Source organism: Parabacteroides massiliensis (genome assembly GCF_900155425.1).
Lineage (GTDB): Bacteria > Bacteroidota > Bacteroidia > Bacteroidales > Tannerellaceae > Parabacteroides > Parabacteroides massiliensis.
Window position 1 is genome coordinate 1,582,294 of sequence record NZ_LT700191.1, and the last position, 13,665, is coordinate 1,595,958.

Here is a 13,665-nt window from a genome sequence, read left to right on the forward strand (position 1 = left end):
TTTATCTAATACGTTAGAGTTGGATTTTTCTCCAACCCTTAAAAAGATATTATCTATTATGAAACTAACGGTAGTTTTTTTAGTTGTCTTTTCACTGAATATTTCTGCTACTGTATATTCGCAAACGACAAAATTGTCTTTGAATGCTCAAAACCAATCAATAAAGGAGATACTTTATTTGATTGAAAATCAATCGGATTTTCGGTTTATCTATGAAAGTGGAAAGATAAATTTGGATAAGAAGGTTTCTGTTCAAGTGAAAGAGCAGGCAGTAGAAGTTGTGTTGAAACAATTATTTAATAACGAAGGGATTAATTATGAGATTACGGATAATAATCTTATTCTGATAAATCCTTCTCCTGAACAATTAAAAGCCATTAGTCAAGATAAGTCTCAAGCCAAGAACAAAATCACCGGTGTTGTCAGAGACGAAAAGGGTGAACCGATCATCGGGGCGAATGTGGTTGAAAAAGGAACGACTAATGGAACGATCACCGATATGGACGGCAATTTCACATTGGAAGTTTCTCCTGAAAGTATTCTGCTTGTCAGCTATATTGGATATGCTCCTCAAGAAGTTGCGGTCGGAAATCAGAAAAACATCCATGTGAAACTGCATGAAGATACGGAAATGCTGGATGAAGTGGTCGTTGTCGGTTATGGTACGCAGAAAAAGTCGGATGTGACGACTGCTGTTGCTTCTGTCTCTTCCGAAAACCTGAAAAACAGGGCGGCAGTGAACTTCGGAGAAGCAATGGCAGGACAGGTTCCCGGGGTACTTATCCAGCAAACGAATGGGGCTCCCGGTGGTGAAGGACTGACGGTCAAGGTACGCGGTACTGGCTCTATCACCCAGTCCAACGATCCGCTCTATGTTGTCGACGGCTATCCGATGGAAGGAGGTGCATTCCGTCTGTTGAATTCTTCCGATATCGAAAGCATACAGGTGTTGAAGGATGCTTCCTCTACTGCAATCTACGGGTCAAGAGGAGCGAATGGAGTTGTTATTATCACGACTAAGAAGGGGCAAATAGGCAAACCGACTGTTCAGTTGAATGCTCATGTCGGATTCCAACAAAGGGAAAAGAAGATCGAAATGATGAACCGCGACCAATATGTACAATGGTTTATTGACGGACGTAACCAGGCTTGGCTGGATGCCAAAGTCATCTCTGCAGACCCGGACAAATCTCCGCATTCCGTCAACGATCCGAACTCCCGCCGTGCTCTTTATTCCGGTGCAAGCAGCCAGTATATGATTCCAGACGGGACAGGTAGCTATAAGTATAATTTCCTTGACCCGGCTTCGGTAGCGCAAATGCCGGATAACGATTGGCAGGATTTGTTGTATCGCAATGCTTTGACACAGCAGTATGAGCTGTCGGTTAATGGTGGTTCTGAAAATACTCGTTATACATTTTCGGGTAGTTATATGAGCCAGGATGGTATCGTCCGCAATACGGATTATGAACGTTATAACTTCCGTACGAATGTGTCTTCCAAGATAGCAGATTGTTTGAATGTCGGGATGAGCCTGATGGCTTATTATGCGAATGGGACGGAACAGGCAAATGGTAAAGATTCTCCCGTCATGTATGCGTTGAACTTGCCGCCTATCTATCCTTTGTATAACGAAGACGGGACATACGGTTCGATGGTTCGTAACCCGGAAATCTTGGCGGGTGATGTGGCTAACCCGATCGGTATTGCAGATCAGGTTATGAACAAGCGCAAACGTCATGGGTGGTTGGGCACAATCTTCGCTGAATGGGAAATCATCAAAAATTTGAAATACCGTATCAGCATCAACGGTGGAATCCAGGATAATATCCAAAAGAAGTTTGAACCGTCTTATGTGGATTTCGACTCTTCAAAAGCTCCCCGGCCGGCAAAAGGCATCAACGAACGATGGACAGACCGCGATTGGGTGATCGAAAACACCTTGAACTATTCGTTTACTTTGGCAGACAAGCATAGCTTCAATACGTTGTTGGGATATACGACACAAGCCCATTCTTATGAACACATGAAGGGGGAAGCTCGTGGATATGCCAACGATAATATCACGACGTTGAATGCCGGAACCATGTATGCTTTGACAAGTGACGAATCGGAATATTCCATGATTTCATATTTAGGACGTATCAATTATGTCTATGATAATCGGTATATGTTGACGACTACTCTTCGTAGTGATGGTTCTTCTCGTTTCGGACGTAACAAGAAATGGGGTACTTTCCCTTCTGTCTCCTTAGGTTGGCGTATCTCACAAGAGAAATTCATGCAAGATGTGAAACCGGTCAGCGATTTGAAAATCCGTGCCAGCTTTGGTATTTCCGGTAATAACCGCATCGGCAACTACTCAGCTATCGGTTTGCTGTCTACCGGTTTCTATCCAACGGGAGATGCTGTTCAGAATACGGTAAATCCGAGCACGATGCCGAATGACGATTTGGGTTGGGAACGTACTCGCCAGTATAATGTCGGTTTTGAGTTGGGGCTGTTCGATAACCGTATCCGTTTGGAAGGTGATTTCTATGACAGCCGATCTATCGACCTTTTGCTGAATGTCCCGATCCCGACAATCACTGGCTATTCTAATCAGATGCAAAACATCGGTAAGGTGCAGAACAGAGGTATGGAATTTACGTTGAACACCAAGAACTTCACCGGTGGCGATTTTACGTGGTCCAGCAACTTTAATATTTCATTCAATAAGAATAAGGTATTGGAAGTCGGTGTAGACGGCAGACCTATTTATGGTAGTGCTCCTAATGCGAATAATGCGTTTATCACGAAACCGGGATATCCGATCGCCAGTTTCTATGGATATAAATACTTAGGTGTATTCCAAAGTGAAGAGGAATTGGAGAAATATCCGCATTTGCGTAATGACAAGGTGGGAGACGGCCGTTACGAAGATGTGAATAAAGATGGCAAACTGGATCAAAACGATAAAACGATCTTAGGAGACAACAATCCTTTGTTTACTGCGGGATTCAGCAATTCTTTCAGATATAAGAACTTTACGTTGGATATCCAGTTTACGGGTTCTTATGGAGCGGAGGTCTTCAGTTTCTACAAACGTATGTGTGGTATTTATCATGGAGATCGCAATGGTTTGATCGAACAATTGGGACGCTGGCGTTCTGAGAGTGAACCGGGTGACGGTGTTCACTTCCGTCCGACTCGTACGCCGTCGGGATGGCAACGTGATCCGTCTTCTGCCTGGGTACAGGATGCTTCTTATCTTCGATTGAGAAACTTGACCTTTGGTTATGATTTTGATCAGAACGTACTTGAGAAGGTGAAGATGAGAGGGCTGCGTTTATATGTGACAGGACAGAATCTTTTCACGATTACGAACTATGTCGGTTATGATCCGGAGACCAGTAGCCAAAGTGGGCTGGCGCAAGGTGGTGACTATTTGGGATATCCGACAGCCCGTTCTTTCATCATTGGTGCTAATATTACATTTTAATTATCTTTAAATGCGATTCAATTATGAAAAAAGGATATTTATTATTTGCATTTCTTCTGTTATGTATGTCTTGTAGTGATGATTTTATTAGCAAGAATCCTCCTTCGGATCTGAATTCGGATGGCTTTTACAAGACGGAAACAGATATGAACCAAGCCGTATTGTCGGCTTATGGAAATTTGCGTACTCTTTACAATTCACAACTTGTCCGGTTGGGGGAAATCCGGTCGGATAACACGACATATTCATGGTTGAGCGGAAACCCGGCAAACGAAAAAGGTATTGATGAATTTGCTTCTCCCTTGTTGCCGGAAAACAGCTTTTTGGCCAGTTGCTGGAACGATGGCTACAATACGATTTTGCGTTGTAATATCGTGATTGGAAGAATCGATAATATCGAGTTTAAAAGTGAAGCTCTAAAAGCACAATATAAAGCTGAGGCTCGTTTCTTGCGTGCTTTGATTTACTTTAAGTTAAACCAGGTGTTCGGTGGTTATAGCACGAATGGGGAATTGCTGGGTGTTGTCAAAGTCGACCGGGAAATCACCCAAGCGGAAGCCTATGAATTGGTTCGGGTTCCCCTGGAAGAAATGTATGACCTGATTGTGGAGGACTTGAAGTTCGCTGAAAGCAATTTGCCGGAATCATACGGCTCTACTGATGTTGGGCGTGTAACGAAAGGTGGTGCGACCGCATTGTTGGGTAAAGTCTATATGACGATGGCCGGCTATCCGTTGAACAAAGGAGATGAATACTATAAACTGGCAATCAACCAATTTAAGTCTGTAATCGATAATCCTCGCTATTCTTTGGTTGCGACTTATAAGGATTTGTTCGAAGTATCCAACAAGAATACATCCGAATCTCTTTTTGAAGTCCAATATAAGAAAGGAACACAAGGTGGAGCTACCGGTAGTCCTTGGAATAATAATTTCGCACCGCGTTTTTCAGATAAGGAAGTTGTGCTGGTTGGGGATAAAGGAGGAGAAAACTCGCCTACCCAGGATATGTCCAATGCTTATGAGGTGGGTGATCCGCGTAAATATGTATCCATGCGCGACGGTTGGACGAATGCAAAGACCGGAGCTTGGGAAAACGAGAAGTATGTCTGCAAGTATTATGATGTAGCATCGAGCGGCTCGGATAACGATAACAACTGGATCGAATTGCGTTTGGCCGATATTTATCTTTTATATGCCGAAGCACTTGTCCGTACGAACGGGGATAAGCAAACGGCGGTTGACTATGTGAACAGGATAAGAGAACGTGCACGTAATACACCGGGAGATCCGGCCATTACGCCTGCGGCGGATCTATTGCGGAATTATACGCTTTCAGATTTTTCTACCTCAGACGACTTGTTGCTGGCTATTGAAAAAGAACGCCGTGTGGAGCTGGCTTTCGAAAACCATCGCTGGTTTGACTTAGTGCGTACAGGACGGGCAAAAGATGTGATGACTGCTGAACAAAAGTTTGACGGTTATTCCGACTTTACTTGGAGTGATGATGCCCTTGCTTATCCTATTCCGATGACAGTAATGCAGTCTAATCCGGGTAAAATTATCCAGAATAAGGGATATACGCAACTATAATGAAAAGATGATGAGGGTGTGTATATATGAGCACCCTCATTAATTCAAACAGGTGAAATACAGGAGGAGATAGTTTGAAATTTATCATAGTAAGAACAAAATAATAGAAATGGGTATGAAAAAAATGTTTGTAATTTTAGCCACACTTCTGTTCGCGTGGACAGGAAGTGCCGTGGCTCAAGACAATCAGCTTACGGCCAAGGAAAAGAAAGAGGGCTGGGTGCTGCTTTTCAATGGAAAGAACCTGGAAGGATGGACATCGGTCGGGAAAGACACTCCGCCCGCATTCGGCTGGGAGATCGAAAACGGAGTGATGACGGTTCGTAAACAGGACGGAAAAAGAGGGGGCGATATCATCACACGTGAACAGTATTCGGATTTCGACCTGAAAGTGGATTTTCGTATCACGAAAGGAGCCAATAGCGGCATCAAGTATTTCTTCACCAAGTATGAAAAAGGCGGCTGGTTGGGATTGGAGTACCAGATACTGGATGACGAAAACCATCCGGATGCCAAAATGGGACGTGGCGGGAATCGTTTGGAAGGCGGTCTCTATGATATGTTCCCGACATCGGCGAAAAAGGTAAATCCGATAGGCGAATGGAATCAGGCTCGTATTGTCGCAAAAGGTTCGAAGGTTACACATTATTTGAACGGGAAGAAAATCCTGACATTCGATCGTAGCAGCCAGTTGTATAAAGAGACGTGGCAATTAAGCAAGTATAAGAATAGCCAGCCGATGTTCGGAGATGTGGAAAAAGGACATATTCTTTTGCAGGACCACGGAGATGTCGTTTCTTTCAAAAACATAAAAATCAGAAAATTGAAGTAATAAAAAACAAACATGGACATGAAAAATACAACAACAAGAAGAGGATTTATCAAACAAGTTGCCGCAACAGGTGTAGGCTTGACGATCGGTGGTATGTCATTTAAAGCGACCAGTGCGAAGAGTTATGCGAATATTATGGGTTCGAACGAACGTGTAAACATGGCCGTTATGGGAACCAATGGACGTGGTGCCGGTATGGCTCGGAACTTCCAAAGCCGCAAAGACGTGGAAATGAGATATGTCTGCGATGTGGAAGAAAAGGCCTTGGCGAAAGGTGTTGCTGCAGTAAAGAAAGCGGGTGGCAATCCGAAGACGGAAAAGGATATTCGTAAGATATTGGAAAATAAAAATATAGATGCGATACTGGTGACGGCTCCTGATCATTGGCACGCCCCGGCAACGATAATGGCTTGTCAGGCGGGAAAACACGTGTATTGCGAAAAACCTTGCAGCCATAATCCTCACGAGGGTGAGTTGAGTATTGCCGCTGCGCGTAAATATAACCGGGTCGTACAGGTAGGAGCCCAGCGTCGTTCCTGGTCCGGACTGACGGAAGGAATAGAGGCCTTGCATAATGGGGTGATCGGGAAAGTGCATTATGCAAAGGCTTGGTATACGAATAACCGCAAATCGATCGGTTTTGGAAAAGAAATACCGGCTCCGTCAACGATTGATTTTGATTTGTGGCAGGGACCGGCTCCCCGCCGTTCTTACCGTGATAACCTGATTCATTATAACTGGCATTGGTTCTGGCATTGGGGAACTGGCGAAGCTTTGAACAACGGAACTCATGAGATAGATGTCGTACGTTGGGGATTGGGATTGGATTTCCCGACTGCCGTCAGTTCGGAAGGCGGACGTTTCCGTTTTAAGGATGATTGGGAAACTCCCGATACACAGACGATCGATATCCGTTTCGGTGATGATTGCCTCGTTACTTGGGAAGGACGTAGCTGTAACTCCCGCGATACGGAAGGACGTGACCGCGGCGTGATCTTCTATGGCGAAGGTGGAGCGTTAGAAACGGGCTATAACGGGTATCGTATTTTTGATATGAAGAATAAATTGGTCAAAGAACTTGCCTCCAAAGACGTTATCGATGGTCGTGACCCGAACAGTCCGAGTGTGAATCTGGATATGGACCATATTGCCGATTTCATCGATGCGATCAAGAATAACCGGCGTCCGAATGGAGACATTGAAGAGTTGCATAAAAGTACGCTGTTAGTCCAATTGGGTAATATTGCCTGGCGTACGGGCCATCGCCTGATGATCGATCCTGCCAACGGTCATATCGTGAACGATCCGGAAGCCCAACGTTTGTGGAGTCGTACGTATGAACCGGGTTGGGAACCTATTGTTTAAATCTCTATTTCGTGGTAAAAATGGAAGAAAAGCCGGATACTTGTTTGGAAGAACAGGTTCCGGCTTGATTCTGTCTGATGTAATCATAGAAAATATGTATAAAATCCGTACTTTTGTACTCCATTTTAATGCAAAGGTATGAATTATACAATAAAGTCTCCTGTTTCACTGAAAGCTTCCATCAAGCTTCCTGCATCCAAGAGTATCTGTAATCGTGCGTTGATACTCAATGCGTTGAGTTATAGTCCGTATGAAATCCGGAATTTGTCGGATTGTGATGATACGGAGGTGATGGTGAAGGCTTTGAACTCGAATGATCGTGACTTTGATATAAAAGCCGCGGGGACTGCGATGCGGTTCCTGACGGCTTTTTTGTCTAAAGTGGTGGGCGAATGGACGATTACCGGGACCCAGCGGATGAAGAACCGGCCGATCAAGATACTGGTGGATGCGCTGAACTCGCTGGGTGCACGGGTGGAATATATGGAGAAGGAAGGCTATCCTCCTCTTCGTATTTTCGGAAGTGCGTTGCAGGGAGGCGAAATCTCGCTTGCCGGCGGGGTCAGTTCGCAGTATATTTCGGCGTTGCTGATGGTCGCGCCTCTGATGGAAAATGGTTTGACACTGCATCTTGAAGGTGCTGTCATTTCAAAACCCTATATTAATCTGACATTGCAACTGATGGAGCAATATGGGGTAAAGGCGGAATGGAGCGGGCAGACCATTAAGGTCAGACCGCAGGATTATCATCCTATACCCTTTACGGTAGAGTCTGACTGGAGCGCCGCTTCCTATTGGTATTCCATGATGGCGCTGTCCAAAGATGCGGAAATTGAGTTGCTGGGCTTGTTCAAGAACAGTTTGCAAGGAGATGCCGCCGGGGCCAAATTGTTTGCACAGCTTGGTGTGGGTACGACCTATACGGATCGGGGTGTCATCCTGAAACACAACGGGAACAGAACGAAAAAACTGAATTATAACTTCGTAAACGAGCCGGATCTGGCTCAAACTTTTGTCGTCACCTGTGTGTTATTGAATATTCCTTTCCGTTTTACCGGTTTGCAAAGCCTGAAGATAAAGGAAACTGACCGTATCGAAGCGCTTAAGACGGAGTTGCGTAAATTGGGATATCTCCTGACAGACAGCAACGGCAGCATCCTGGAATGGAACGGCGAACGTTGTGAACCGCAACCGCATCCTGTGATTGCAACCTATGAAGACCATCGTATGGCAATGGCATTTGCTCCTGCCGCTCTGGTTTTGCCGGAAGGAATTGAGATTGCGGATCCGGAAGTGGTCAGCAAAAGTTATCCGCATTATTGGGAGGACTTGAGAACAGCAGGCTTTATTGTAATTGACAAATAGTTGTCACAGTGTCTGAAGTTCCGTAGTCAATTGTTCATTGTTAATTGTCAATTATTATGTGGTATATATTAATAGGAATAGTCGTTTTGGGTGTCGTTGCTGCCATTGCCGGTTATTTTCGGAACCGGAAATTGCAGAAGATGCTGGAGCGTGGGGAAATTTCTGAAATCCCCGAAGCACAGGAGCTTGTCACTGGCGAATGTTGCGGACAGCATGAGACTTGCGAACGCGACAGTCTGCTGGCGGCAGTCAGCAAACAGATCGAGTATTATGACGATGAAGAACTGGATCGTTTCCGGGGGATCGAATCTGATGCATATGATGAAGATGCTGTGAATGAGTTTAGTGATGTGCTTTATACGTTGCAAGAGATAGAGGTGGCCGGTTGGTTGCGCAGCCTGCAACTCCGTGGAATTAATTTGCCGGATGCGCTGAAGGACGAGGCGTTCCTGATTGTCGGCGAACGGCGTATACATTGAGTTCCCCCAATAATGAAACAAAAGTTTTCCACCGGGAAAACAGAAAAAAGAATATAAGAGGATAGAAAATGGATTTACTTCAATATGGCTTTTTCCAGCATGCCCTTTTGGGCAGCCTGCTGACTGCGATCGCTTGTGGTATCGTCGGGACGTATATCGTGTCGCGGCGGCTTGTTTTTATCAGCGGGGGTATCACGCATGCTTCTTTCGGTGGATTGGGATTGGGTTTTTATCTTGGGATGAATCCGATCCTGATGGCTATGCTGTTTTCCGTACTCTCCGCATTTGGGGTGGAGTGGGCAAGCAAGACACAGAATGTGCGTGAAGACTCTGCTATTGCCGGGATATGGTCGTTAGGGATGGCACTGGGTGTCATTTTCATTTTCCTCACACCCGGATATGCACCGAATCTTTCTGCTTACCTCTTTGGAAATATTCTGACCGTTTCGACGGGAGATATTATCTGGATTGCCGTTTTGTCGTTGTTGCTGATCGCCCTTTTTGGACTTTTCCTGCGGGAGATCGTTTATGTGGCGTTCGACAGGGATTTTGCCGTGACGCAAGGATTGCCGGTCAAGTGGATTGAATATGTGATGATGTTCTTTATTGCCGTGACGATTGTCCTTTCGATCCGTCTGGTCGGGATCATGCTTCTAATGAGTTTGCTGACATTGCCTCAGATCACTGTAAATCTTTTTACGTCAGACTTCAAAAAGATCATTTTCGGAAGTATTGCCATCGGTTTCTTGGGATGTGTGGCCGGGCTCGTTCTTTCTTATTTCCTGAATGTACCTTCCGGAGCGTTTATCATTCTTGTCCTTGTCCTTTTCTTTTTAGTAGTCAAGGCAATAAAAGCCCTTGGTAAACGTTAGAAATAATGTGTTGGTATGCCCATTAACACATTGGCGTATTGGCTCATTAACACATTGGCATATTATTCTCAATGAAGAAAGGTTTCTACTATATAATTGCATTATTGATTGTCTCTTTGTTTTGGTCATGTAGTACGAAAAAGAACACCAAGGCAAGCCGCTTCTATCACGCTTTTAATTCCCGCTATAATATCTATTTCAACGGAAAGACATCGTTTGACGAAGCGTTGCTTTCCATGCAGAACGGCTATAAGGAAAGTTATTCCGACATGATCCTGATGTATCCGGTCAGTGCGCAACCCAAAGACAAGGCTGAAACAGGAGGCCCTTTCGACCGGGCGATCGAGAAAAGCAATAAAGCGATCAAACTTCACTCCATCAAGGCAAAGCCGCCTAAGAAACCGGGATGGCGCAACGACCCCAAGCAACGCGCCTGGCAGGAACAGGAAGAATACAATCCGTTCCTCAAAAAGTGCTGGTTGATGATGGGGCAGGCGCAGTTCTATAACGCCGATTTCTTGCAGGCATCAGCCACCTTCTCCTACATAGCCCGTCATTATGCCCATGATGAAGAAGTGGCTTGCGAAGCCCGTCTCTGGCAGGCTCGTTGCTATTCTGAAATGGGATGGTTTTATGAAGCGGAAGATATCTTGGGGAAACTGAATACGAACGGTATTCCCCGTAAGAACCTGAACCAGTACGCAACGGTATATGCCGACTATTTGGTGAAGAATAAGCAATATGAAGAAGCGGTCTCTTACTTCAAGACGGCAATCAAGGCAGAGAAGAACCGGCGCCAGCGTACCCGGATGAAGTACCTGTTGGGACAGATTTATGCCGAACAGGATCAGAACGGGCTTGCCTACCAGATGTTCGGGCAGGTGATCAAGGCCAATCCTCCATACGAACTGGAGTTTGCCGCCCGTATCCGGCAGACCGAAGTATTTACCGGCGGCAATTACCAGAAAGTGATCAAGATGTTGCACCGGATGGCGAAAAACGAAAAGAACAAAGATTTGCTCGACCAGGTCTATTATGCGTTGGGCAACGTCTATATGAGCCGTGAAGATACAGTCAATGCCATCAAAAACTATGAGCTGGGCGTGGAGAAAAGCACCCAGAACGGCTTGGACAAGGCAATCTGCCAGATCAAGCTGGGCGATCTTTATTTCCAGAAGCGCGACTATGTCAAGGCTCAACCGAACTTCAGCGGTGCTTTGTCCGGTATCCAGAAAGAATATAAAGACTATGAACGTGTCTCCAAACTGTCCGCTATCCTGGATGAGTTGGTCGTGCATGTGGAGGCGGTTCATTTGCAGGATAGTTTGCAAACCCTTGCCAAAATGCCGGAAGCGGAACGGCTGGCCGTGATCGATAAGATTATCGAGAAGGTGAAGAAAGAAGAAAAGGAGGCCAAGGAACTTGCCGAGAAAGAGGCCTATCTGGCGGAACAGGAGGCTAAAGGAACCGGTATCGACCGTCCGGGAACAGAGACGGGCGGCATCACATTGCCGACGACATCCGGCGGAGCTGGTTTCTATTTTTATAACCCGCAAGCCGTATCGCAGGGAAAGGCCGCTTTCCAGCGTAAGTGGGGACGGCGAACGTTGGAAGATAACTGGCGTCGCCGCAAGAAAGAAATGTCTACTTTCAATGAGAATATGGCGGACGAGAATGAAAGTGTAACCGAAGGCGAAGTCGGCGAACCGAACGGTATGGCTGCAGATTCGCTCGAAGCCGGTCTGGAACCTGTCGCTTCCGACGATCCGAAAACACGCGAGTATTACATTCAGCAACTTCCGTTGACACCCGAAGATATTGAAGCTTCCAATATTATCATAGAGGATGGACTTTATAACATGGCTATGATCTATAAGGACAAGCTCGAAGACATCCCGTTGGCGACCGAAGCCTTTGAGGAATTGGAACGCCGTTTCCCGAAGCACAATCACCTTTTGGAAAGCTATTATCAGGTCTACCTGATGGCTCTTCGTTCAGGGAATCAGACGCTTGCTGCTGTTTATAAGAATAAGTTGACCACGACTTTCCCGGAATCGGATTATGCAATTGCGATAGCCGATCCGAATTATGAATATAATATCCGGATGATGGACAAGGTGCAGGATTCGATCTATCAGGCTACCTACGCAAGTTATTTGGCGGAAGATACGATCACCGTCCGTCGTAATTACCGTGATGTCAGTGCCAAATATCCGTTGGCGGACCTGCTGCCTAAGTTTATGTTTCTTGAAGCGCTGACATATGTGCAGGCCGGAGATGCCGAAGGTTTCAAGAATGCTTTGAAAGCATTGGTTGAGAAATATCCGACGGCTGATGTGACGGAACTGGCGGGTGAAATGCTGAAAGGTGTCCTGCGCGGGCGTATGATGGTTCAGGGTGGCATCAGGGGAATGAGCTGGAATCTGCGTTTCGGTGTCGGTGACGACGGTACGCTTTCGGCAGCCGATTCGGCACGTGTCTTTACGGCTGAACCCAACACGTCTTACCGGATGCTGTTGATGTTCCCCGCCGGGACATTGGACCGCAACCAGTTGCTTTTTGCCGTTGCCGCCTATAACTTTGCCAACTTTATGGTGAAAGAGTTCGACTTGAGCTTCGAAGAGGCTGGTCCGATGAGCATATTGACGATCCACGGTTTCTTCAATCTGGATGAAATCCTACATTATTATAAGATGATCTACGGAGCGGACGGTTATGCAACCGCACTGGATAAGAACGTGGCCATTCTTCCGATCTCCGACGACAACTATGAAACGTTGATGCGAGGAAAAACTCTTGAAGAATATGTCGAATTTTTCCAGGAAAACTTCGGTGAGGCTGCTCCGGAACTGGCAACCCGTTGGAAAGCACGTATGACTGCCGAACAGATCAAAGAAGAAGAGGCAAAAGCCGAAGAGGCCGAAGCGCAGGATTCTGAAAACATTCCGGAAGAAAAGCCGGAGCCTGTCAAGAAGACCGTCCGTCCGGAAGAACAACACCAGCAGCAGGCTGTAGAAGAAGTTATTGTATCGCCTACCGTAAAAGATACGGTTCAGGTTGAACTTCCGTCGGTCGACACGACGACTGTCAGCAAAACAGAAACGCTCCTTCCGGTAGATGCAGATACCGTTTCCGTACAGCCGGCTGCAAAAGATACAGTAGCTTCGGCATCGTCCGACACTGTTTCCACCGTTGTCGCTCCTGTCGAACAACCGAAGGAACTCACGTTGAAAGAGATCGAAGAACTTCGCAAACGCGAAGCCGCCGAAGAGGAAGCCCGTAAGGAAGAAGCCCGTAAAGCTTTTGAAGCTCAACAGAAAGCCGAGAAGGAATTGCAGGAAAAGAAGGCAAAAGAAAACGAGGAACTTCTGAAGAAGCAAAAAGCTGAAGAAGAAGCCTTGCTGAAAGCGAAAGCCGAACGCGAAAAACAGCTTGAACGCGACCGTAAAGCCAAACTGCAACAAGTTGAAACCGACCGTAAGGCCAAACTAAAAGCCCGTGAAGAATTGCGCAAGCAGAAAGAACGCGAGTACAAGGAACGCTTGAAACAAAAGGAAAAAGAACGTAAGCAGAAGGAACGCGAATACAAAGAAAAGCTGAAAGCCAAAGAAAAAGCCCGTCGCGAAGCTCAAAAGGCCAAAGAGGCAGTAGCCAAGGCAAAAAGAAAGTAGGTTGAAAT

General features: G+C 46.0%; 8 protein-coding genes. All 8 read left to right on the forward strand.

Features of this window, described 5'->3' with window-relative positions; translation table 11 throughout:
• Positions 1-58 precede the first annotated feature (58 nt).
• On the forward strand, positions 59-3,481 hold the full coding sequence (locus tag BQ9893_RS17420) for a TonB-dependent receptor (RefSeq protein WP_244155181.1): 3,423 nt from the start codon (positions 59-61) through the stop codon (positions 3,479-3,481).
• A 23-nt stretch (positions 3,482-3,504) separates the two neighbouring features.
• The gene (locus BQ9893_RS17425; protein WP_075967096.1) at positions 3,505-5,073 is read left to right on the forward strand and encodes a RagB/SusD family nutrient uptake outer membrane protein; all 1,569 of its coding nucleotides are present in this window, start codon (positions 3,505-3,507) and stop codon (positions 5,071-5,073) included.
• A gap of 115 nt (positions 5,074-5,188) precedes the next feature.
• Positions 5,189-5,905: a 3-keto-disaccharide hydrolase gene (locus BQ9893_RS17430; RefSeq protein WP_075967446.1), complete on the forward strand. Its 717-nt coding sequence runs from the start codon at positions 5,189-5,191 to the stop codon at positions 5,903-5,905.
• Positions 5,906-5,923: 18 nt separating this feature from the next.
• A complete protein-coding gene (locus BQ9893_RS17435) occupies positions 5,924-7,270 on the forward strand; it encodes a Gfo/Idh/MocA family protein (protein ID WP_075967447.1) in 1,347 nt (448 codons plus the stop codon).
• 138 nt (positions 7,271-7,408) lie between these two features.
• The gene (locus tag BQ9893_RS17440) at positions 7,409-8,635 is read left to right on the forward strand and encodes a 3-phosphoshikimate 1-carboxyvinyltransferase (RefSeq protein ID WP_075967097.1); all 1,227 of its coding nucleotides are present in this window, start codon (positions 7,409-7,411) and stop codon (positions 8,633-8,635) included.
• 56 nt (positions 8,636-8,691) lie between these two features.
• Positions 8,692-9,114 (forward strand): phospholipase, encoded by a 423-nt coding sequence (locus BQ9893_RS17445; protein WP_075967098.1) that lies wholly within the window; start codon positions 8,692-8,694, stop codon positions 9,112-9,114.
• A gap of 68 nt (positions 9,115-9,182) precedes the next feature.
• Complete coding sequence (locus BQ9893_RS17450; protein WP_075967099.1) at positions 9,183-9,986, forward strand: metal ABC transporter permease; 804 nt, start codon at positions 9,183-9,185, stop codon at positions 9,984-9,986.
• 71 nt (positions 9,987-10,057) lie between these two features.
• Complete coding sequence (porW, locus tag BQ9893_RS17455) at positions 10,058-13,657, forward strand: type IX secretion system periplasmic lipoprotein PorW/SprE (protein WP_075967100.1); 3,600 nt, start codon at positions 10,058-10,060, stop codon at positions 13,655-13,657.
• The last annotated feature ends 8 nt before the right edge of the window (positions 13,658-13,665 follow it).

What these genes read in the sequence shown, in the direction of transcription:
- BQ9893_RS17445 (WP_075967098.1), top strand. Translation starts at nt 8,692, where the DNA reads ATGTGGTATATATTAATAGGAATAGTCGTTTTGGGTGTCGTTGCTGCC.
- BQ9893_RS17430 (WP_075967446.1), top strand. Translation starts at nt 5,189, where the DNA reads ATGAAAAAAATGTTTGTAATTTTAGCCACACTTCTGTTCGCGTGGACA.
- BQ9893_RS17450 (WP_075967099.1), top strand. Translation starts at nt 9,183, where the DNA reads ATGGATTTACTTCAATATGGCTTTTTCCAGCATGCCCTTTTGGGCAGC.
- porW (WP_075967100.1), top strand. Translation starts at nt 10,058, where the DNA reads ATGAAGAAAGGTTTCTACTATATAATTGCATTATTGATTGTCTCTTTG.
- BQ9893_RS17425 (WP_075967096.1), top strand. Translation starts at nt 3,505, where the DNA reads ATGAAAAAAGGATATTTATTATTTGCATTTCTTCTGTTATGTATGTCT.
- BQ9893_RS17440 (WP_075967097.1), top strand. Translation starts at nt 7,409, where the DNA reads ATGAATTATACAATAAAGTCTCCTGTTTCACTGAAAGCTTCCATCAAG.
- BQ9893_RS17420 (WP_244155181.1), top strand. Translation starts at nt 59, where the DNA reads ATGAAACTAACGGTAGTTTTTTTAGTTGTCTTTTCACTGAATATTTCT.
- BQ9893_RS17435 (WP_075967447.1), top strand. Translation starts at nt 5,924, where the DNA reads ATGAAAAATACAACAACAAGAAGAGGATTTATCAAACAAGTTGCCGCA.